Source organism: Telluria antibiotica (assembly GCF_011682055.1).
Lineage (GTDB): Bacteria > Pseudomonadota > Gammaproteobacteria > Burkholderiales > Burkholderiaceae_D > Telluria > Telluria antibiotica.
Genome location: NZ_JAAQOM010000028.1, coordinates 1 through 21,835, shown reverse-complemented (window position 1 = coordinate 21,835; position 21,835 = coordinate 1). Strand labels below are relative to the sequence as shown.

17 protein-coding genes, 1 other RNA gene and 1 pseudogene are annotated in these 21,835 nt (G+C 64.4%); 14 read left to right on the top strand and 5 right to left on the bottom strand.

Annotated features, from left to right (window positions below; genetic code table 11):
- The first annotated feature begins 35 nt into the window (after window positions 1-35).
- The 3 genes from ribD (at window position 36) to HAV22_RS29645 (ending at window position 3,994) form a co-directional block, all read left to right on the top strand.
- Window positions 36-1,187, top strand: coding sequence for a bifunctional diaminohydroxyphosphoribosylaminopyrimidine deaminase/5-amino-6-(5-phosphoribosylamino)uracil reductase RibD (gene ribD, locus HAV22_RS29655; RefSeq protein WP_166865080.1), 1,152 nt, complete (start codon window positions 36-38; stop codon window positions 1,185-1,187).
- A gap of 52 nt (window positions 1,188-1,239) precedes the next feature.
- On the top strand, window positions 1,240-1,869 hold the full coding sequence (locus HAV22_RS29650; protein WP_166865078.1) for a riboflavin synthase: 630 nt from the start codon (window positions 1,240-1,242) through the stop codon (window positions 1,867-1,869).
- Window positions 1,870-2,023: 154 nt separating this feature from the next.
- Window positions 2,024-3,994, top strand: a complete 1,971-nt coding sequence (locus HAV22_RS29645; protein ID WP_166865075.1) for a S9 family peptidase — start codon at window positions 2,024-2,026, stop codon at window positions 3,992-3,994.
- A gap of 111 nt (window positions 3,995-4,105) precedes the next feature.
- Here the strand turns inward: HAV22_RS29645 and HAV22_RS29640 are convergent, their stop codons facing one another.
- The gene (locus tag HAV22_RS29640; protein ID WP_166865072.1) at window positions 4,106-6,982 is read right to left on the bottom strand and encodes a M16 family metallopeptidase; all 2,877 of its coding nucleotides are present in this window, start codon (window positions 6,980-6,982) and stop codon (window positions 4,106-4,108) included.
- Between the two features lie 220 nt (window positions 6,983-7,202).
- Here HAV22_RS29640 and ribBA point away from each other — a divergent pair, with 220 nt between their 5' ends.
- The 4 genes from ribBA to HAV22_RS29620 all read left to right on the top strand — a co-directional run bounded on the left by ribBA (window position 7,203) and on the right by HAV22_RS29620 (window position 11,700).
- Window positions 7,203-8,318, top strand: a complete 1,116-nt coding sequence (gene ribBA / locus HAV22_RS29635; protein ID WP_166865069.1) for a bifunctional 3,4-dihydroxy-2-butanone-4-phosphate synthase/GTP cyclohydrolase II — start codon at window positions 7,203-7,205, stop codon at window positions 8,316-8,318.
- A 72-nt stretch (window positions 8,319-8,390) separates the two neighbouring features.
- A complete protein-coding gene (ribH, locus tag HAV22_RS29630) occupies window positions 8,391-8,870 on the top strand; it encodes a 6,7-dimethyl-8-ribityllumazine synthase (RefSeq protein WP_166865066.1) in 480 nt (159 codons plus the stop codon).
- Window positions 8,871-8,888: 18 nt separating this feature from the next.
- Window positions 8,889-9,359, top strand: a complete 471-nt coding sequence (gene nusB, locus HAV22_RS29625) for a transcription antitermination factor NusB (RefSeq protein ID WP_166865063.1) — start codon at window positions 8,889-8,891, stop codon at window positions 9,357-9,359.
- Between the two features lie 181 nt (window positions 9,360-9,540).
- Window positions 9,541-11,700: a glycoside hydrolase family 5 protein gene (locus HAV22_RS29620; RefSeq protein WP_166865061.1), complete on the top strand. Its 2,160-nt coding sequence runs from the start codon at window positions 9,541-9,543 to the stop codon at window positions 11,698-11,700.
- Window positions 11,701-12,465: 765 nt separating this feature from the next.
- Here HAV22_RS29620 and HAV22_RS29615 read toward each other — a convergent pair.
- Both HAV22_RS29615 and HAV22_RS29610 read right to left on the bottom strand, forming a co-directional pair.
- Entirely contained in the window at window positions 12,466-12,897 is a 432-nt protein-coding gene (locus HAV22_RS29615; RefSeq protein ID WP_166865059.1) for a hypothetical protein, read from the bottom strand.
- 208 nt (window positions 12,898-13,105) lie between these two features.
- The gene (locus tag HAV22_RS29610; RefSeq protein WP_166865057.1) at window positions 13,106-13,768 is read right to left on the bottom strand and encodes a glycine zipper 2TM domain-containing protein; all 663 of its coding nucleotides are present in this window, start codon (window positions 13,766-13,768) and stop codon (window positions 13,106-13,108) included.
- Between the two features lie 335 nt (window positions 13,769-14,103).
- On the opposite strand from HAV22_RS29610, the gene HAV22_RS29605 reads away from it, so the two are divergent.
- The 4 genes and pseudogenes from HAV22_RS29605 (at window position 14,104) to HAV22_RS31930 (ending at window position 16,410) form a co-directional block, all read left to right on the top strand.
- Window positions 14,104-14,598, top strand: a complete 495-nt coding sequence (locus HAV22_RS29605; RefSeq protein ID WP_166865055.1) for a hypothetical protein — start codon at window positions 14,104-14,106, stop codon at window positions 14,596-14,598.
- Between the two features lie 128 nt (window positions 14,599-14,726).
- A complete protein-coding gene (locus HAV22_RS29600; RefSeq protein WP_166865052.1) occupies window positions 14,727-15,215 on the top strand; it encodes a bacteriocin immunity protein in 489 nt (162 codons plus the stop codon).
- A gap of 144 nt (window positions 15,216-15,359) precedes the next feature.
- A pseudogene (locus tag HAV22_RS29595) lies at window positions 15,360-16,073 on the top strand (integrase core domain-containing protein); the annotation flags it as partial.
- A 103-nt stretch (window positions 16,074-16,176) separates the two neighbouring features.
- Entirely contained in the window at window positions 16,177-16,410 is a 234-nt protein-coding gene (locus tag HAV22_RS31930; protein ID WP_443098495.1) for a DUF7660 family protein, read from the top strand.
- A gap of 130 nt (window positions 16,411-16,540) precedes the next feature.
- Here the strand turns inward: HAV22_RS31930 and HAV22_RS29590 are convergent, their stop codons facing one another.
- Window positions 16,541-17,311 (bottom strand): transglycosylase SLT domain-containing protein, encoded by a 771-nt coding sequence (locus HAV22_RS29590; protein ID WP_229421503.1) that lies wholly within the window; start codon window positions 17,309-17,311, stop codon window positions 16,541-16,543.
- A 619-nt stretch (window positions 17,312-17,930) separates the two neighbouring features.
- On the opposite strand from HAV22_RS29590, the gene ubiD reads away from it, so the two are divergent.
- Both ubiD and ffs read left to right on the top strand, forming a co-directional pair.
- The gene (gene ubiD, locus HAV22_RS29585; protein ID WP_166865047.1) at window positions 17,931-19,430 is read left to right on the top strand and encodes a 4-hydroxy-3-polyprenylbenzoate decarboxylase; all 1,500 of its coding nucleotides are present in this window, start codon (window positions 17,931-17,933) and stop codon (window positions 19,428-19,430) included.
- A gap of 109 nt (window positions 19,431-19,539) precedes the next feature.
- An RNA gene (gene ffs, locus HAV22_RS29580) (signal recognition particle sRNA small type) lies at window positions 19,540-19,638 on the top strand.
- 54 nt (window positions 19,639-19,692) lie between these two features.
- On the opposite strand, the gene HAV22_RS29575 is transcribed toward ffs, so the two are convergent.
- A complete protein-coding gene (locus HAV22_RS29575; protein WP_166865045.1) occupies window positions 19,693-20,364 on the bottom strand; it encodes a hypothetical protein in 672 nt (223 codons plus the stop codon).
- A gap of 95 nt (window positions 20,365-20,459) precedes the next feature.
- Between HAV22_RS29575 and dnaX the strand changes: the two genes are divergently transcribed.
- Window positions 20,460-21,835 (top strand): DNA polymerase III subunit gamma/tau (gene dnaX / locus HAV22_RS29570; protein WP_166865042.1); only part of this gene is annotated, 1,376 nt, incomplete at its 3' end.

The window sequence follows — 21,835 nt, the reverse complement described above, 5'->3', positions numbered from 1 at the left end:
CGCGCCAACACAACGTAGCGAGACCGGAACGAAGAGTGCAGATACAGAGCGATACCGACGGCATGGCGCTGGCCCTCGAATGGGCGGCGAAGGGCATGTACATCACGGCGCCGAACCCGCGCATCGGCTGCGTGATCGTGCGCGACGGCACCGTCATCGGCGCCGGCCACACGCAGCCCGCGGGCCAGGCCCATGCGGAAGTGCAGGCGCTGCGCGATGCCCAGGCGCGCGGCAACGACGTGCGCGGCGCCACCGCCTACGTGACGTTGGAGCCGTGCAGCCACTACGGCCGAACGCCGCCGTGCTCGAACGCGCTGATCCAGGCGGGAATCGGACGCGTCGTCGCGTCCATGGTCGACCCGAACCCGATCGTCGCGGGGCGCGGTCTCGCGCAGCTGGAAGCGGCCGGCGTCGACGTCAGCGCGGGGCTGCTGGCCGAGCAGGCCTATGAAGTGAACATCGGCTTCTTCACGCGCATGCGCCACGGCCGCCCGTGGGTGCGCCTGAAGACGGCTGCCAGCCTGGACGGCGCGACGGCGCTCGACAATGGCGAGAGCCAGTGGATCACGAGCCCGCAGGCGCGCGCGGACGGGCATGCGTGGCGCGCGCGCGCGAGCGCGATCCTGACGGGCATCGGCACCATCAAGGTCGACAATCCGCAGCTGACCGTGCGCGGCGTCGACACGCCGCTGCAGCCGCGCCGCGTGATCGTCGACAGCCGGCTCGACATCGACCCCGATGCGCGCGTCCTCGAAGGCGAGCCGTGCTGGATCGTGGCGGCCGTGCCGAATCCGGACAAGGAGTCGGCCCTGCGCGCGCAGGGCCACGAGATCATCATGCTGCCGAATCCGTCCGGCAAGGTCGATCTGCCGGCCCTGATGCTTGAACTGGGGCGGCGCGAGATCAACGAGCTGCACGTCGAGGCCGGCGCCAAGCTGAACGCGTCGCTCGTGCGTGAAGGTTGCGTGGATGAGCTGCTCGTGTACCTCGCGCCCAGCCTCGTCGGCCCGGGACAGGGCATGTTCGCGCTGCCACCGCTGGCGCACCTGGCGGACAAGGTGCCGTTGCATTTCCATGGCGTGGCCCAGGTCGGGCCGGACGTGCGCATCCTCGCCCGGTTCCGCCCGGACGAGGACCCGAACGGTCGGGCCGCGAACGGTTCGGCCACGAATGGCCGCGCCGGCTAGGCGCCCGGTCCGCACCACGAATTCAGACATCGATACAGCAAAGGAAAGACTCATGTTCACCGGAATCGTCGCTGCCGTCGGCAGCATCAAATCGGTCACTCCGCTGGCGGACGGCGCGGATGCCGGCGTGCGCCTGGCCATCGACGCGGGCGGCCTGCCGCTGGGCGACGTGGCGCTGGGCGACTCGATCGCCATCAACGGCGCCTGCATGACGGTCGTCGAAAAGACGGACGACGCGTTCGCCGTCGACGTGTCGCGCGAAAGCCTGAACCGCACCGTCGGCCTCGACCAGCCGGGTGAAGTGAACCTGGAAAAGGCGCTGACCTTGGCCGAGCGCCTGGGCGGTCACCTCGTGTCGGGCCACGTCGACGGGCTGGGCGAGGTGCACAGCTTCGACCAGGTGGGCGAGTCGTGGAAGCTCGTCGTCGATGCGCCGCGCGACCTGGGCAAATACCTGGCGTACAAGGGCTCCGTCGTCGTGAACGGCGTGTCGTTGACCGTCAACAGCGTCGAGGACCTCGACGCCGCCGGCCGCCAGTGCTGCCGCTTCTCGATCAACCTGATCCCGCACACGATTGCCGTCACGACGTTGAAGCACCTGCGTGCAGGTGCGAAGGTCAACCTGGAAATCGACCTGATCGCGCGCTACGTGGAGCGCATGCTCAGCGCCGCCAAGGCCTGACGCGCGCTGTCGGCGCGGCTCCCGGCGCGAAAACGGGGATGCCGACGCTTGCAGAGTTGGCGTAGACTTCGCGCTGGTATTTGCTCCAGCGTAGGCGGGTCGTTCGCGTGTTCGTCTTTACGTTGGCATCCACAACGAGAACAAGGACGAGACAATGGCGCTGGACTTCCACAAGCATGACAAGACCCTCGCACGTGGCGCGGCGCTGGTCGCGCTGCTGGCCGCGGCGGGGCTTGCGTCCGCCGACCCGGCGGGCATGCGCACCTACCACGCGCTCGCGATGACGGCGGGCGGCGACCGTATCGCGGCCGTCGAAGCGGTGGAGGGCGAGCCCAGGACGGGGCCGCGTGTCGTCGTGCGCGACACGGCCACCGGCAGGATCGCGTCGACGTGGCAGAAGACCGATTGCGCGCAGTGCAAGGTGGGGACGCTCTCGTGGTCGCCGGACCAGAAGACACTGGCGGCGATCGTGGCCGATTCGAATGCCGGTACCGCCACCGTCGTCCTGCTGCGCGACGGCCGCATGACGCCACTCGCCACCGTGAAGGGCGTCGCCGGCAGCCTGCGCTGGTCGCCGGACGGGCGCCAGGTCGCCTTCCTCGCGACGGTGGGCGCGAAGAAGCTGACGGGGGCCGTCGAAGCGGGCGCGCGCCAGGTCGGCGAGATCGGGCTTGCGCAACAAGAGGACGAGCAGCGCATCGCGATCGTGTCCGCCGCCGGTGGTGACTACCGTCTCGTGTCGCCGAGCGACACGTTCATCTACGAATACGACTGGACGCCGGACGGGAAGGGCTTCGTCGTCACGAGCGCGCAGGGCAATGGCGACAACAACTGGTGGATCGCCACCCTCGGCCACGTCGACGCGGCCAGCGGGCGCCTGCGCGTGATCGCCGCACCGAAGATGCAGATGAACATGCCGCACGTGGCGCCGGACGGCCGCACGGTGGCGTTCATCGGTGGGCTGATGAGCGACTTCGGGTCCGTGGGCGGCGACGTCTACACGGTGCCGTTCGAAGGCGGGGAGCCCGTCGACGTGACGCCCGACTACAAGGGCACGTTCAACGGCATCGCGTGGCGCGGCAAGGAACTCATCGCGTCCGTGCTGGCCGGCAGCGATGCGGGCATCGCCACGATCGACCCCGATACGCGCGCGGCGCGCATGCTGTGGCAGGCACCGGTGACCGCGGCGGCCGGCCGCGACGGGCGCTTCGTGTTCAGTGCGGACGGCAAGGTGGCGGCGTCGGTCACGGAGGATTTCGAGCACGCGCCGCGCGTCGTCGCCGGCCGCCTGCCGGAGCTGGCGCCCATCACCCGCGACAACGACGGCTTCGCGCCGCAGGTGGCCGCGCGCAGCGTCGCCTGGACCAATGAAGGTTTCCATGTGCAGGGCTGGCTCGTGGGACCGCGCAACGTCGCGGCGGGGAAAACGTATCCGATGATCGTCACGGTACATGGCGGCCCCGCGGCGGCCGCGACGCCTCACTACGTGGCGGCGGGGGAGGGCGGCAACGCGCTCGTGCGCGACCTCGTGAAGGAGGGGTATTTCGTCTTCATGCCGAATCCGCGCGGCAGCTACGGCCAGGGTGCCGCGTTCACGCGCGCGAACCGGCGCGACTTCGGCGGCGGCGACTGGCGCGACATCCTGGCAGGCGTCGACGCGGCCATCGCGCGGGCCCCCATCGACGGTAATCGTCTGGGCTTGATGGGCCATTCCTACGGCGGCTTCATGACGATGTGGGGCGTCACGCACAGCCAGCGCTTCAAGGCCGCGGTGGCCGGCGCGGGCATCGCCAACTGGATCAGCTACTACGGCCAGAACGGCATCGACCAGTGGATGGTGCCTTTCTTCGGCGCGACGATGTACGACGATCCGGCCATCTACCGCGCGCTGTCGCCCATCGAGTCGATCAAGGCGGCGCGCACGCCTACGCTGATCTACGTGGGGGAGCGCGACGTGGAATGCCCGCCGGCGCAATCGTTCGAGTTCTGGCACGCGCTGCGGGCGCTGGGCGTGCCGACCACCTTGCTCGTGTACGACGGCGAGGGGCATGCGTTCCGCAAGCCGGAGAACCAGCGCGATTTACGGGCGCGTGAAATCGCTTGGTTCAACAAATACCTGAAATGATCACGGCGCGTCAACGCTGGCGATGGCCGCACACAACGTAGGGTGGGCACCCCGTGCCCACGCGAACGTATGCGATACGCTAACGGTCGCGTGGGCGGAGGGCCGCCCACCCTACGATTTATTAGACTTCGTGTCCGTGTCGTTCTTGGCCTGCGCCGCCGCGGCCTTGGTCTCCGGATTCAACACGACCTGCACATAATTCTCCGTGTTGAGGAACCGCTGCGCCGCCCGCTTCACGTCGTCGACGGTCAGGTTCTGCACTTCCTTGTCGAACGTGAGGATGGTGCCCGGGTCCGTGCCTTCCGTCAGTGACGTCTGCAGCGCGGCCAGCCAGTACGTGTTTTCCTGCAGCGATTTGCGGTAGGTTTGCAGCCAGTTCGTCTTGACCTTGTCCAGGTCGGCCTGCGTGGGGCCTTGCGTGCGCATGCGCTCGATTTCGGCGAACGTGGCGTTCAAGACCTTGTCGACGTTGTCCGGACCGGTTGGCAACGTGACGCCGATCGTGTAGTGGCTGTACGGGATGCGCGTCATCGAGCCTTCCATGCCGCCGCCGTAGATCAGGCCCAGCTTTTCGCGCAATACGTCGATGATGCGGATGTTCATCACCTCCGTCAGCGCGGACAGGCGCAGTTCTTCCAGCTCAGTGACGTCGGTCGGGCCCGTGAACGTCAGCGACACGGTACTGCGGTCTTCCGAGCCGCTGTTCACTTCGCGCTTGACGACGCCGGCGACGGGGCGGATGCCGAGGTCGCGGTAGGTCGTCGGGATGTCCGGCGTCGGCAGGCTGCCGAGGTACGTCGTGACGAGGGGCTTGATCGCGGCCACGTCGAAGCTGCCGACGAAGATGAACGTCAGGCCCTTGGCGCTGGAAAAGCGCTGGCGGTAGATGTCGATCGCGCGGTCGAGGTCGATCTTCGGGATGTCCTCGGGGCGCAGCGCGCGCGGCGCGCGCGGGTTGTTGTTGTACAAGGTCGCCAGCACCGTGTCGCCGAACAGCGCGCCCGGCTGCGACAGGCGGTTGCGCGCCAGCTCCATCTGCTTGCCGATGAACGATTTATACAGGTCCTCGTCGCGCCGCACGCCGGCGAACTTCAGCCACACCATCTGCAGCATCGTCTCGACGTCGGTGGCGCCGGCCGTGCCCGCGACGACGTCCGTGTTGTTGCCGAGGCCCGCGCTCACCGAAGCGGCCTTGCCGGCCAGGATCTTGCGCATGTCGAGCGGCGAGAAGTCCTTCAGGCCCATCGCTGCGACGATGGTGTCGGCGTAGCGGGCGTTGAACATGTCCTTGTCGTCGAACAGGCTCTGGCCGCCGAAGCGGGCGGCGCTCATCAACACCTGGTCGTTGCGGAACGTGGTCGGTTTCAGGATCACCTTGACGCCGTTCGACAGCGTGAGCCGCGTCAGGCCCAGCGCCTCGTCGCGGTTCTCGTCGACGATCTTGCCGGGCGCCGGCGGATGGTCCATCAGGTGCGCGGCCACGGCTTTTTCGTCGTGTGCCTGCACGTCGCGTTTTTCGGCCGCCGTCACGGCCGCCAGCAGCTGGTCGCCGGTGGGGATCGTCGCGTCGCCCTCGGGCTTGGTAGAGCCCGTGTAGATCACGAGCTTGCCGGAGTCGGCGGGAATCGTCTTGGCCGCATACGCATTGATTTCGGCGAGCGTGATGCCCGGCACCATGTTCTTCACGTAGCGGTATTCCGCATCGATGCCGGGGATCGACTCGCCTTCGAGGAAGTTGCGCATCAACTCCGACGCGTGGACGGCGGAATCGGTCTTGTCGCGTTCGTTCCATGCGCGCTCGTACGTGCGCATCATCGTCTTCTTCATGCGGTCGAGCTCGGCCGCCGTGAAGCCGAAGCGGCGCGCCCGCTCGTTTTCCTGGACGAGCGCGTCGATGGCGACGGTGGCGCCGCTCATGCCGAGCGCGGCCATCGCATTGTACGAGCGGTAGCGCGGCGTCAGGCGCGACAGGGCGCTGCTGGCGCCGATGAATGGCGGCGCCGGCAGCTGCGACAATTCCTGCAAGCGCTGGTTCAGCATGCCGGCGAACAGCGCTTCCACCAGTTGCTCGCGGTAGCCGCGCAAGGTCTCGCGCTCGTGGAACGGCCGCACCGGATAGCGGATCAGGATCGACGCGGGGCCCGCTTCCTTGTCGGTGACGACGAGCGCTTCGTTGTCCGCGCGGGCGGGGATCTGCGCGTACTCGCGCGGGCGCTCGTGCGCCGGGTTCTTGAGACCGGAGAAATGGCGGCGGATCAGTTGCTCGGCCTTTGCCGGGTCGATGTCGCCCACGGCGACGACGGCCATCAGGTCCGGGCGGTACCAGTCCTTGTAGAAGCGGCGCAAGGTGTCGGGCTTGAAACTGCGGACGATGTCTTCCTTGCCGATCGGGATGCGGTTGGCGTAGCGCGACCCGTTGTACATCTTCGGCATCAGGACTTTCTGGATGCGGTCGCCGGCGCCTTTGCCGAGGCGCGCTTCCTCGAGGATGATGTCGCGTTCCTTGTCGATGTCGGCGTCGGTCAGCGTGAGGCCATGGGCCCAGTCTTCCAGCACGAGGAAGGCCTTGTCGACGTCGTCCTTGCGGTCGGACGGAACGGGCAGGATGTAGACGGTCTCGTCGAACGACGTGTACGCGTTCAGGTCGGCGCCGAACTTCACGCCGATCGACTGCAGGTACGACACCAGCTCGTGCTTCTTGAAATGGCGCGAGCCGTTGAACGCCATGTGTTCCGTGAAGTGGGCGAGGCCCTGCTGGTCGTCGTCCTCGAGGATCGAGCCGGCCTTCACGACGAGGCGCAGTTCCAGCTTGTGCTCGGGCATGCGGTTGCGCTGGATGTAGTACGTCAGGCCATTGTCGAGCTTGCCGACCTTGACCTGTGCTCCGACCGGCAGCGGATCGTCCAGCTTCGGGGATGCGCCCGGTGCCAGGCCGTGCACGACGAGGGCGGCGACGAGGAACGAGATGCGGGCAATACGGATGAGCATGCGACGAAGTCCTCTGCACAGAAAAAATCATTCTACCTTGCCCGACAGGTACGGGACCGGCAATGTGTCTCGTTGTCATTATGCAACGAAACAACGGGACAAGAGTGGTAGCGGGACTCTAGACGCGGCGGCGGCCCGGCGGCGATACGGTCGAGGACCGGCAAATCCTTTAAAATAGCGGATTTCCGCAACAGCCGGTCCGTAATCCCGAGGAATCCACATGCCCATCTCCACCACCCAGGAAATCGTTGACGAACTGCGCGCCGGGCGCATGGTCATTTTGGTCGACGAGGAAGACCGCGAGAACGAAGGCGACCTGGTCCTTGCCGCCGAGCACGTCACGCCCGAGGCCATCAATTTCATGATCCGCCATGCGCGCGGCCTCGTGTGCCTCACGTTGTCCGAGGAGATCTGCGACCGCCTCGAACTGCCGATGATGACGACCCGCAACGGCACGTCGTTCGGCACCAACTTCACCGTCTCGATCGAGGCGGCCGAAGGCGTCACGACCGGTATCTCGGCGGCCGACCGCGCCCGCACGATCCAGGTGGCCGTCGCGAAGGACGCGAAACCGGAAGACCTCGTGCAGCCGGGCCACATCTTCCCGCTGCGTGCCGTGAAGGGCGGCGTGCTGATGCGCGCGGGCCATACGGAAGCCGGCTGCGACCTGACGGAGATGGCGGGCCTGACCCCGGCATCCGTCATCTGCGAGATCATCAAGGAAGACGGCACGATGGCGCGCCTGCCGGACCTGCTGGAATTCGCGCAGGAACACAACCTCAAGATTGGCACCATCGCCGACCTGATCCATTACCGCAGCCAGCACGAGACCCTCGTCGAGCGCGTGGCGGAGCGTTCGATCGGTACCATGCACGGCGAGTTCAAGCTCGTCGCCTTCCGCGACAAGCCGAGCGGCTCCGCGCACCTGGCGCTCGTGCGCGGCACGCCGCAGGAAGACCGCGAGACGCTCGTGCGCGTGCACCAGCCCGTCTCCATCATCGACGTGCTGGACAGCGCCTCGACGTCGCACTCGTGGAACCTGGCCGCGGCGATGCAGGCCGTGCAGCAGGCCGAGGCGGGCGTCATCGTCCTGCTCGACTGTGCGGAGACGGCCGGCGAGCTGTTCGCGCAGTTCGAGGACAAGCCAACGCGCCCCGTCGGCCGCGCCGCGAACCTGGACCTGCGCACGTACGGCATCGGCGCGCAGATCCTGCGCCAGCTGGGCGTGCGCAAGATGAAGCTGCTGGCCAACCCGCGCAAGATGCCGTCGATGACGGGCTTCGACCTCGAGGTCACGGGCTACCTGGCGAAGCCCGGCTGCGACATCCCGGCGTGATACGGTACGCAGCCCAGCGCCAACGCGGTACCATTGACCCATTCATTAACGAAATCAAGAAAAGGCATAGCCATGACGGTAGGAACTTTTGAAAGCAATCTGGCGGGCGAGGGCCTGCGCATCGGTATCGTGCAGGCACGTTTCAATGCCGACGTGGGTCACGGCCTGCTGTCCGCCTGCTTGGCCGAGCTGAAGCACCTCGGCGTGGCGGACGAAGACATCCTGCACGTGACCGTTCCCGGCGCGCTGGAAATCCCGCTGGCCCTGCAGAAGATGGCCGAGACGCAGCAGTTCGACGCCCTGATCGCGCTGGGCGCCGTCATCCGCGGCGAAACCTACCACTTCGAACTCGTGTCGAACGAGTCGGGCGCCGGCATCACGCGCATCGGCCTCGACTACGGCATGCCGATCGCGAACGCCGTGCTGACGACCGAGACCGACGAGCAGGCCGAAGTCCGCATGGCCGAGAAGGGCACGGACGCGGCGCGCGTCGCGGTCGAAATGGCCAACCTGCTGCTGGGCCTGGAAGAGCTGCAGGCTGAAGAAGAGTAAAGTAACCCGAGTACAACCATGACTGACAATACCTCGCACGCCAACCCCAACAAGAACCGCACGCCGCGCCACCGCGCGCGCGAGTTCGCGCTCCAGGGGCTGTATCAATGGCTGCTGAACAATGAGCCGGCCTCCACGATCGTCGCGAACATCCGCGGCGCGCACGGCTTCGACAAGGCCGACAGCGAATACTTCGCCACGCTGCTGAACGGCACGATCGCCCAATCCGTCGACCTGCGCGAGGTGATCGCGCCGACGGTCGACCGCCCGATCGCGGAACTGTCGCCCATCGAGCATGCCGTGCTGCTGCTCGGTGCGTTCGAGCTGAAGAACCAGATCGAGATCCCGTACCGCGTCGTGATCAACGAAGCCGTGGAACTGACCAAGTCGTTCGGCGGCATCGACGGCCACAAGTACGTGAACGGCGTGCTCGACCGCCTGGCGGGCAAGATGCGCCCGGACGAGGTGGGCGCGGACGCGAAGCGCTGATCGCTTTTTTGCGCAAGCGCAAAGGCCGTCACGGGAAACCGTGGCGGCCTTTTGTTTGTGTCCGCCTGCCATTCCGCTCTGGCGAATTTTGGTTCGGCGTTACGCAAAAACGTAATGGAATTTCACATTTCGCCTGCAATGATGATCACTCATCCAATAACAATCTTGGAGGTGGTGACGTATGAAACATCATTTCGTTCTCGCTGCTGTGGCAGCCGCCGTCCTGCTTGCGGGGTGCGGCGCCAGTGATTCCGACGGGGGCGCCGGCGGGCAATCGCCCCGGCTGCTGGCTGCGACGGGCCGCGCCTCGACGGCCGCCGTCAGTGCCGTCAACTCGACCGACTCGACCTTCACGACACTGTCCACGCTGCACGTGGGCCAGGTCGCGTATTTCAAGGTGCTGGGCAGCAGATTGCCCAGCACCCTTGCCCTGGACGTGACGGATTGCACCGGCATGACGACGCTGTCGACCGGCAGCACGGAAGCGCACTACCGGTGCACGCCGGGCGGCACGGCCGGCATGAAGGCCGTCACGGTCAGGGACAAGACGGGCGGCTCGACCTTGTATGCCAGTTCCGTGAACGTGCAGGCCACGAACCCGGCGCCGATCACGACGGCGCTGCCGATGCCCACGCGCGGCTTCAACCTGGGCAATTCGCTGGAAGCCGTCTGGGGTTATTCGTACCCGAGCCAGGCCGTGCTCACGTCCGCCGCCAACGCCGGCTTCAACGCCGTGCGCATCCCGTGCGCCTGGAACACGAACACGGACCAGACCACCGGCAAGATCGACCCGACCTATCTGGCGAAGGTGAAGCAGGCCGTCGACTACAGCATCGCGGCCGGCATGTACGTCGTCATCAACGATCACTGGGACAACGGCTGGTTCGAAAACAATATCGGCGACACGGTCGATCCCGCCCTCGACGCCAAGATGCGCACTATGTGGACGCAGATCGCGACCGCGTTCGCCGGCTACGACAATCACCTGCTGTTCGCGGCCGCGAACGAGCCGAACATCAGCAGGCCGTCGCAGACGGCGGCGGTGCTGGCGTACTACCAGACCTTCGTCAACGCCGTGCGTGGCGTCGGCGGGGCGAACACCAACCGCTGGCTCGTGCTGCCGATGCAGGGCGACGCGTCGTGGGTCAAGGCGCTGCCGTCCGACCCGACGCCGGGCCGCCTGATGATGGAATTCCATAACTACACGCCGTCGCTGTTCACGATCATCCACACGGACCAGTCGTGGGGTAACGCGATGTACTACTGGGGCGCGGCCTACCATTACTCCGGCGATCCGACCCGTAACGCGACGTGGGGCGAGGAGGGGGCCATCGACGCCGCCATGCAGCAGTTGCAGGACCAGTTCGTCAGCAAGGGCGTGCCCGTGATGATCGGCGAATTCGGGGCCTACACGACGCCGGGCCTGACGGGCGCCTCGCAGACGTGGAACAACGCGTCCCGCCTGTACTGGAACAAGTTCTCCGCCGATTCCGCGCGCGCCCACGGCATGAGCCCGTTCTACTGGAGCACGCCGAACGCCCCGTTCACCTACGACACGGGCGCCATCACCGATCAGCCCCTCGTCACCCTGCTGACCGGCGGCGCCGCACCGCCGCCGCCGAACGGCGCACCGGTCGCGGTCACCGGTCTCGCCGCCACGGCCGGCACGGGCCAGGTCACCCTGACGTGGAATGCCGTCAGCGGCGCCACCAGCTACCAGCTGTACCGCACCGGCAATTCCGGCAACGAATCCGCCACGCCATCCGTCACCGGCCTCACGGGCACGACGTTCACGGACACGGGCCTGAACCCCGGCACAACGTATTACTACCGCATCGTGGCCGTGAACAGCTCGGGGGCGTCCGGCTTCTCGACCGAGGTCAGTGCGAGCACGCCCGGCACCAATCCTGATCCGACGAAGTTCAATTTCGAAGTCGACCCGCAACTGTGGACGCCCGGCGGCGCGCAGATCAGCGGCGTCGCGTCGTCGACCGCCCAGCACTACGCGGGGCTGCGGTCGCTCGCCGTGAATTTCGGCGGCGCGGCGGCGGGCACCTCGTCGGTGAGCGTGAGCGGCACGGTCGTGCCGTCCGGCGCGACGATCACGTTCCACGTGTACATCCCGGCCGGCAGCCAGATCACGAGCATCGAGCCCTATCTCCAGGACTACAACTGGAACTGGGTCTCGAACCCGACGAGCACCTTCACGCCGGGCGCCTGGAACACGTTCACGCTGACGGTGCCGTCGACGTCGGTCACGCCGCTGCAGCATCTCGGGCTGAACCTGACGACCGGTGGGGCGTGGACGGGGACCCTCTACGTTGACGCGATCAACTGGTAAGTTGCATTGAAGTGGCTGACCGGTCGGTCGGCCCGCAGGGCGGGGCCGCGTGGGAACGCGGCCTTTTTCGTTGGGTGCCCGGTTTCGACGCATTCAGCGGCGCCTGCCCAGGCGCTCCGTTACTTGAGTGCGTAGAGTCGTTGAGGCTGGGGGCGGTTGCGGCCGGTCGTGACAGTCTGTGAACTTTGTGGTTGGGCAACCTGCTACGCTGAGCCGAACGGCCGGGTTCGGCCAGACGCCGACGTATCGAGCAAACGACAATACCTTATCAGGACGCCACTACGTGACGCATTACCTGTACTGCTCTGCTGGAAATACGGAAGGGTTGAATGAGTACATCGCCTTCTTCGAGATTGCTGAAGATGGATACTGCGCTCGCTACATTGAAATTCCGTCGGTGGGACACGCGCTGAAGTACACGTAAGACGAGCCAGCGGATGAGTTTGGCGTGCTTCCGGAAGGACCATGGGATGCGCTGGAAGCAGCAAAGCCCAAGTACGGGACACTCAACGAAATTTCGCTGCAGCTTTTTGACAGTGCTTGGGATGGTATTCGGGCCGGTCGACAGTCCGCTTCGGGGCGAAACCGGAAGTCTGCCCAGCAAAAGGTGCCTTGCGAAGAGGGCGCATTTGCAGTTACGTGAGCTGGCGACCATGAAAGCGGGCAGAAAACGAGCTGTTACAGGGAATAATAGGCCGTGTACGCCCTATGGTACACAGCTCGCGCAGCGCGACCGCAAGACGTTCTGCCGGAGATCGCGTACGTTTACCGTGCACAGAACGCAGGGTATAGCGATGTGGTAGCAACGACCTCTCTGCCGTAGACGTCGGTTTCAATATCGATGAAATTCCCCGTTATCTGATCGATAATGGCTGACCGACATGTTCCATCCGAGGCCACGATATTTTCGACTTGCCCGTGGAACGGACCGTACGTGACCACGTTGCTCCCCGACACAAGGCAGAACGCTGAGTTTTCTCGCCCGGTCTGCGAGTTATAGAGGCATCCAGTGTCGGAATAAAACGCGAAGGTATGGCCGAGCCCGTCAATGACCTGAGTGCCACCTGAATTCCCTGGCCAAACGATAAATTGGGAACTAGGTGCAACCACGGTTACGTTCGTATCGCCACCACCGCCACATCCGGCAAGTAACGCAGCAAGGCTGCTAAGAATAATGAGTTGCGGTGCGGCTTTCATGGTCAAGGTCCTTGAGCAAAATCGGGGTAACACACCCTAAACGCTAAGCAGAAGATCGTAGAGGACAGCAAAGATGTAAAACATGTAAGAGAACTGCACCGCTCACGAGTATCGAAAGAGCTCGTAGCGGTGTGCTTTCGTATAAATTCTCATGATGTTGTCTCAGTCAGCGTGAAGTGGCGCGGAAAGCCTGCTTTCAACCTTCGTGTTACTGATTGCCGAACGGCAGGGGATTCCTGTTGTGTGCCACTTCGTTTCCGGCGTAACCTCCCAGTAACACCCCGGCCACGGTGGCAAGCTTTCTCCCATTGCCACCGCCAATCTGATGCCCCAGGACGCCACCGACAACGGCACCGATTCCCGTCCCTACGGGATTCATATCGTTGACATAAGTCCGGACCGGATGTTGAGCATAGTAGGGCTGGTCCTGGACATAAGCTGCCTGACGATAAGCAGGCTCACGATATGCAGTCGGTGCGTAGTGATGTACCACCTTGTGGTGCACGACCGGGGCCGGTTCTTGCAGTCGCTCAGCAGGATACGTGGCGACGCGAGGTGCGCTCGGGTATGGCACGTTAGGCGTCACTTCTTCGAACACGCGCCCGTCTGCCGTTTGAAAACGCGTCGGCGTTGCCTGAAGCGTTACCGATGCGGCGGGCTGCGCAACCGGAGCAGGCCCGGTCGCGAGATAACCGGGAGCCTGGGCGGTCGTCGCCAGAGTGGTATCGGCCGGCATGGCTTTGCCATGTGACGAAGGATACAGTCCAGTGATCGCAGCAGCGCCCAGCAAGCTCACAACGGTCACCGATGCGGCCGCGGTAACAACCAGCGGATGCAAGCGCGAGGAAGGGCGGTTAGTCGAAGTTTCCATGGCGATCTCCTGTTTGAATGTAGCTTTATGGTAGGCCCCGATCCCGACGGCAACAACGCAGAACATGTTTCAGACGTAAGTACGCGTTACATCTCCCACTTCTTGCGTAACGCGCGAACTCGGCCGTTCAGTTAGCAGCAGCCACTCGCGAACCTGCCACCGACAAGAAGCATGTTTACTTTAGAAGCTGGGGCATTTTTACTTCAACGGATGGTCAGGTGCGCTGAGTCCAAGTGAGAATCCGCGCATTTTTGGACCCGTTCGGAATGCTACATTGACGCCCCACATTGTCACCGCGAGTTTCCATGATCCGATCCGTTCCACGCGTCCGAGCTATGCCATCCCTTCTTCTCGCCCTGTGCGGCGCCTGCGCCGCGTTGTCAGGCTGTGCCGACATGGCCACACGGAGGCTCGCAGAGCTGCAAGCCACTCTGGTATCGCTGCCGCCCGAGTGCACGCTCGGCAACGCTGCGGACGCGCCAGGTGTCTGGATCTCCGCGTCGCAGGCAGCCCCGGCACCCAACATCCCCGCGTCCATGATCTTCACGTTCAATGAGGCTGTCCGCACAGACGCCTTTCGCGTCGCGCTGAATCCCAGTGCCCTAGAACACCTCGACAAGGTAGAAAGCAGCGACGCGCAAGGCAACTGGAGCATCGCCTGGACCGGCGTGCGCCCCGGCACCCCGGCCGGTTGCGCTGCCGTGAAGTTGGCGCAGACGTTTACGTCGGGCCAACACGAAATCACAGCACTGAGGATCACGCTGCGCCGCCCTCTTGTTGGAATTGGACGCATGGACGTTGCGAATGCGAGTGTGCTGAAGGCCGGCTGAGTGACTTGCTCCGCATTTCGTGCAGTGTCACACAACGAACGGCCGAGTTCGGTCAGCTGTCGCCCTCCAGGTGCGGCAGCAATCGGCCAGAAGCGGTCTTCCATACGTCGGCTTCTCGGATCGTAAACATGAACCTACGGCAAGAGCTGACTCCTCCATCTGTCGACGAGCGATTAGTTGCTCGTCTCGCTGAGCTAGCGACTGCCCTTGACGGCAACCCGAGCGAGACGTTGCGGGCTGAGTTCAACAAACTCGCGGACACGGACGTTCCGATGCTCCTTTTTCAAGGGGTGTACGAGAGCGAAGAGCACGCGAACTTCGTGCGGAGGGTGCTGCGCGAACAACGTATTAAGCCCGTGCCTGATGTCACCCGAGAAGAGCTAGTTGAAATCGTCCGGCGTGCGATGAGACCCGACAAGGCCGGGTTGCATGAGGCGTACATGGCTATCTTTGATTGCAACGTACCGCGGCCTCGTGCGTCGAATCTCATTTTCTGGCCAGCCGACTACGACCACAGTAGCGGCACCTGGGGTGGCGGCAAACCGATGAGCGACTACGATCCGAGCCCTGAGCAAATAGTCGATTGGGCATTCGATACGACCGCTCTTCATCGGTGAATTGTTCAAGATGAACGTCCTCGACGGGGCGGCTCCTGATGGTCGTGGCATTCCGTGACTCTTCCTCGGCGGCAACCTGCTATGCTGAGCTAAACGGCCGAGACCGGCCAAGCCTGTGTAAAAACGCGCGATCAGGACTTTTCCACGCGGCAATACATCAATCCCGAGGTGTCCCGCTCAGGCATCGCGCGCCTGCTCAAGCGCGAAGGCATGTCGCGCCTGGCGGACGTGATCCCGAAGGCCGAAGGCGAGACCATCACGCCGAAAAAGACATTCAAGGACTACGAGCCCGGCTTCATCCACATCGACATCAAGTACCTGCCGCAGATGCCGGACGAAACCTCGCGCCGCTACCTGTTCGTCGCCATCGACCGCGCCACGCGCTGGGTCTTCATGCACATTTATGCCGACATGACGGAGAAAAGCAGCGTCGATTTCCTGCGTCGTCTGAAACTGGCTTCACCCATCAAGATCAGCAAGATCCTGACCGACAACGGCTCGCAATTCACCGACCGTTTCAGCACCAAGGACAAGAAGCCCAGTGGCAAGCACGCCTTCGACATCGCTTGCGCAGATCTGCCTGCCGAGCATCGTCTGGCACCGCCGCGCCATCCGTAAACGAATGGCATGGGCGAGCGCTTCAACGGCCGTATCAACGACTTGCTGCAGCAAGCCCGCTTCGACAGCCGTGCCGACCTGGAAGCGACCTTGATGAACTATTTGAAGCTGTACAACCACCACATTCCGCAGCGTGCGCTCGACGCAAAAACGCCCATCCTGGCCCTCAAGGAATGGCAGAAGAAGCGCCCAGAATTATTCGTCAAACGCGTTTATGATCGAACGGGACTGGACGGATAACAACAGATGACCATACAGGTCCGAGACAAATTGCACATCAATGACTGTGAATCTCGAAACAATCCTTGAATCGGTCGCTGACGAGTAGTCGTTCCTGCAGTTTATGCGAGCTCTCGCGGAAGACTGGGAAGACGAACAGGAAAGCGAGCGGGCGAAACCTAGCTCCCCGTACGGCCCAGGCGTCAACGGATGGGAGAACGGTACGATCGGTGCCTATCTGGATGCGGCATCAAGTTGGGGTGAGGCGTCGATCAACGGGCTCGCGGTCTATGAAAAGCCAACTAATCCGTGGAAAAGGGCTGCACAGATCCTTTACATGGGAAAACTCTACGAATAGCCGACCCATTTCATAGGCTGGCTCGCGGCAGAGCCTATGGTTCGTCCACAATCAGGCAACCGGCGGACCTGCAAAAAATGAAAGCCACCGCAGCTTGCGCCAACGGTGGCTTTCGACCAGGAAGGGTACGTCAGAGGCCGGCGACCGTTTCGCCGCTCTGAGCGCTGCTGCCTTGCGCCGTGTCGACGGACGTCGTGTCCGTCTTCGGCTGCGCGCTGGCAGTTTTCAGCGTCGTGCTCGGGACCGCAGGCTGGGCCGGCGGGAAATAAATCGGGACGTTCTTGCCGCTGGCGACCTGTTTCAGTCGCTTGTACTCGGTCAGGACCTTCGAGCCGTAGCCGGAGTCGTCCTCGGCCGCGCCGGCGCCCACGTAGCTCTTCAGTGCGCCTTCGACGGATCCGGTGCGGTTCACGTAGTCCTTCAGGATCAGTGCGCCCACACGGATGTTCGCCACAGGGTTCAGTGCGGCTTGCGAGCCGCCGACTTCCTGGAACTTGTCGCTGTGGACCTTCGACATCACCTGCATCAGGCCCTGCGCGCCCACCGGGCTTTCCGCGAACGGATTCAGGCCCGATTCGATGGCCATCACGGCCAGGATCAGCAGCGGGTCGAGCTTGATCTCGTGCGCCGTGCTGTAAGCCGTCGAGACGAGCATGTTGGCGGCGTCGCCGGCCACGCGGTAGCGGCGCGACAGCCAGTCCGTCACGTACTTCTGCTGGCGCGACGGGCGCTCGGACGCCTTGTTGTCCGCGTTGGCGGTCTCGACGGCGTCCGCGGCATGCGCGGCAACGAGTTGGACCGAAGCATTGGCGACGACCGGCGCCGGCGCGCTCTGGTGCGGGCTCAGGAAATCCGACACCCGTTTCGCGAACTCGGGGCGGCTGTACAGCAGGGCAATCATTGCTACTGCGGATAGACCGAAAACGGTCAAGGTATGTTGTGCGGTGGTCAGAACGCCGCGTGCCGCTTTGATCACGGAAGACCACGTGACTGGCTGGCTGGCCATCTGTTGGACGAGCCTTGCGCTCGTACCGATGAATCGATGGATCATCGTCTCTCCTTTGTCGCGGAAAAAGTCATCCCTGCGCAGCGCGTAAGCGCAGCGTTTGAGCGTACTCATGCCGTGCATCAGAAAACCGTTCGTCGCCGCTGCCTGCGGTCGAGGAACGCCGTCATTGCTTGCTACAGCTGGGCCGCGCTGCGATGGAGGCGCCCAGTGGCTAAACAACTGTCTCGGGGTTGGTTGGGCAGACGCCCAGTGAAAACACTCCTAAAATGTCGCTGGGGCCCCGACCCCGTGAAAGAATGAGACCGGCTAAAATCACGTGCTGGACGGGCCCGTCTCAATTTGTAGGCGGATTGTAGAAGCTGGTTTATATCAAGTCAATACTAGCACTATCGTGCGTTATTACTTTTTGATCTAATATCTGCCCTCGCGCTCATCAATTCTTTGGCAAATCAACCACTTGCCGGCGATTGTTAGCATTCCTCAAAAGATGTAAAAAAGAATTAAAAAATCAATGAACTACTCTGATTTACGGGATTTTATTGCGAAGTTGCAAGAAATCGATGACTTCAAGCGCGTATCGGCGCCTATTTCACCGAATCTCGAGATGACGGAGGTGTGCGACCGCGTGCTGCGCGCCGGCGGCCCCGCGCTGCTGTTCGAGAACCCCGTCGGCCCTGGCGGCAAGGCGTATCCGATCCCCGTGCTGGCCAACCTGTTCGGCACGCCGCGCCGCGTCGCGCTGGGCATGGGCGCGGACGACGTCAGCGAATTGCGCAAGATCGGCCACGTGCTGGCGCGCCTGAAGGAGCCGGAGCCGCCGAAGGGATTCCGCGACATCATGGATCTCGGCTCGCTGGTAAAAGCCGTCTGGGACATGGCTCCGAAGGAAGTGAAGGGTGCCCCGTGCCAGGAGATCGTGTGGGAAGGCCAGGACGTCGACCTCGCCCGCCTGCCCATCCAGCACTGCTGGCCGGGCGACATTGCGCCTCTCATCACCTGGGGCCTCGTCATCACGAAGGGACCGAACAAGAAGCGCCAGAACCTCGGCATCTACCGCCAGCAGGTGCTGGGGCCGAACAAGGTCATCATGCGCTGGCTCGCGCACCGCGGCGGCGCGCTCGACTTCCGCGAGCACTGCATCGCGAATCCCGGCAAGCCGTACCCGGTCGCGGTGGCGCTCGGCGCCGATCCGGCCACGATCCTCGGCGCCGTCACGCCCGTGCCGGACACGCTGTCCGAATACCAGTTCGCGGGCCTGCTGCGGGGCCAGCGCACGGTGCTGACGAAGGCCATCGGCAGCGAACTGCGCGTACCCGCGTCCGCCGAGATCGTGCTGGAGGGGCATATCTATCCCGACGAGAGCCACCCGTCCGGCTTCGAGCATGCGCTGGAAGGCCCATACGGCGACCACACGGGCTATTACAATGAGCAGGACTGGTTCCCTGTCTTCACGATCGACCGCATCACGATGCGGCGCGACCCGATCTACCACTCGACCTACACGGGCAAGCCGCCCGACGAACCGGCCGTGCTGGGCGTCGCGCTGAACGAAGTGTTCGTTCCGTTGCTGCAGAAGCAGTTCACCGAGATCACGGATTTCTATCTGCCGCCGGAAGGCTGCAGCTACCGCATGGCCGTCGTGCAGATGAAGAAGCAGTACGCCGGCCACGCGAAGCGCGTGATGTTCGGCGTGTGGAGCTTCCTGCGCCAGTTCATGTACACCAAGTTCATCGTCGTCGTCGACGAGGACGTCGACGTGCGCGACTGGAAGGAAGTGATCTGGGCCATCACGACGCGGGTGGACCCCACGCGCGATACGGTCCTCGTCGACAACACGCCGATCGACTACCTCGACTTCGCGTCGCCGATCAGCGGCCTGGGCAGCAAGATGGGTATCGATGCCACGAACAAATGGCCGGGCGAGACGAGCCGCGAGTGGGGCACCCCCATCGTGATGGCGCCGGACGTGAAGGCGCGCGTGGACGACATCTGGCAGCAGCTCGGATTGTGACCTGCGTCAGCACGTACTCTATATAGATATGCGCGGGGCATCGGCTGCGCTGCCTGCCGCCGGGCAGCGCGGTTTGCCGCCATGCCCGTAACCGGTTATAATGCGAGCTGGCGGGCCCCTGCGCATTGTGGCATGGTTTACCTGGTCAGGTCGGGAACGAAGCAGCCAAAGCCGTTCACCGCAAGTGCCGCAGATCAGGCTCGCCTACTAACGATTTCAACAGCTGCCGCGGCAGCTGTTTTCGTTTGCGGCGACCTTATCGTCAGTCGTCGATCTCGGCCTCCAGCGGGCGCGCCGACCATTCCACCAGCGGATTCTCCTTGAGCAGGTCGTCGTCGACGTTCAGCTTGACGTGGTTCTTCGCATCGCTCGCGTAGCGCTTCTCGCCACTGGCTGCCTTGATGGTCAGCTGGGCCGGCTTGTCGAACTTGAAGATCACGGACTTCATCTTCGGCACGAACATGCTCAGCGCGCCCGCGACCTTGCCGATCGCGGCATTCGTCTGCGGGATGGCGCCCATCACGGTGGCGTAGCGCCACTGCGGCGTCTCGGGGAGCGCGGCGCCGAGGTCGAAGCCCATGCGCATCTTTTCGCCCTTCGGCAGGCTCGTCCAGATCTGCGCATCGTGCGCCATCCATTGCGAATTGAGCGTCATGCGCGCGCGTCCGTTCGCATCGAGCGGCAGCGGGGTGCGGCTGGTGCCGTCCACGACGACGAGACCGGCATCCAGCGGCGAGATCGCCTTGTTCACGGGCACGAGCTTCGCATACAGGATCACCTTGTCGCGCTCGGCCGGGGGCAGGGCGTCGAACTTGTCCAGCTTGATGATGTCGACCAGTTTGCGGTACGGCAGCCATTCGCGTTCGGCCGCGTGCAGGGGCAGCGCGAGCAGCAGGGACAGGCAGGCCAGCGGGAGGCGCAGGGATGTTTTCATTTTTTCCGAATTGAAAGAAAAGCATCAGTGTAGGTGAATTCCCGATGAGCGTCTAATGTTGCCGCTTCCATCCCGGTCTACGGTAAAATCCCGGTATGTCCTATCAAGTCCTCGCCCGCAAATACCGTCCCCGGAACTTCGAAACGCTGGTCGGCCAGGAGCACGTGGTCCGTGCCCTGACGCATGCGTTGCGCACCGGGCGGCTGCACCACGCCTATTTGTTCACCGGCACGCGCGGGGTGGGCAAGACCACGCTGTCGCGCATCCTGGCCAAGTCGCTCAACTGCGTCGGGCCGGACGGCAACGGCTCGATCACGGCGGAGCCGTGCGGCCAGTGCGAGCCGTGCCGCGCCATCGATGCTGGCCGCTTCGTCGATTACGTCGAGATGGACGCGGCGTCGAACCGCGGCGTCGACGAGATGGCCCAGTTGCTGGAACAGGCGGTCTACGCGCCGTCGAATGCGCGCTTCAAGGTCTATATGATCGACGAGGTGCACATGCTGACGAACCACGCGTTCAACGCCATGCTGAAGACGCTGGAAGAGCCGCCCGAGCACGTGAAATTCATCCTCGCGACGACGGACCCTCAAAAGATTCCCGTGACCGTGCTGTCGCGCTGCCTGCAGTTCAACCTGAAGCAGATGCCGCCCGGGCACATCGTGGGCCACCTGGAAAACATCCTCGGCCAGGAAGGCGTGACGTTCGAGCAGGGCGCGCTGCGCCTGCTCGCGCAGGGTGCGCACGGCTCGATGCGCGACGCGCTGTCGCTGACCGACCAGGCCATCGCCTACGCGGCCGGCGCCGTCACGCTCGACGCCGTGCAGGGCATGCTCGGCGCGCTCGACCAGTCGTACCTCGTGCGCCTGCTCGACGCGCTCGCGAACGAGGACGGCGCCGACCTGATGGCCGTCGCGGACGAGATGGCCAGCCGCAGCCTGTCGTACAACGGCGCGCTGCAGGACCTCGGCACCTTGCTGCACCGGATCGCGCTCGCGCAGACGGTGCCCGCCGCGCTGCCGGACGACTTGCCGGAACTGGCCGACATCCAGCGCCTGGCCACGCAATTCGATCCGCAGGAAGTGCAGCTGTTCTACCAGATCGCCGTGCACGGCCGGAACGAGATTGGCCTCGCGCCCGACGAGTACGCGGGCTTCACGATGACGTTGCTGCGCATGCTGGCGTTCCGTCCGGGGCAGGGTGGCGCCGACCAGGCTGCCGCGCCGGCACCGGCCGCGCTGGCGCGCGCGATGCCGCAGGCGGCACCGGCGCGTCCGGCCGCAGCGGCGGCTGCGCCGGCTGCGCAGGCCGCGCGTCCCGCGGCACCGGGCGCTGCGGCCGCGGCGTCCGCGAGCGCGCATGCGTCCGCGCCTGCACCTGCGCCTGCACCGTCCGCGCCGCCGCCAGCACAGGGCGGCGCCGGCCGTGCGATGACGTCGGCCCGCGCGGCCCTCGACGCCGCGCTGGAAGCGGC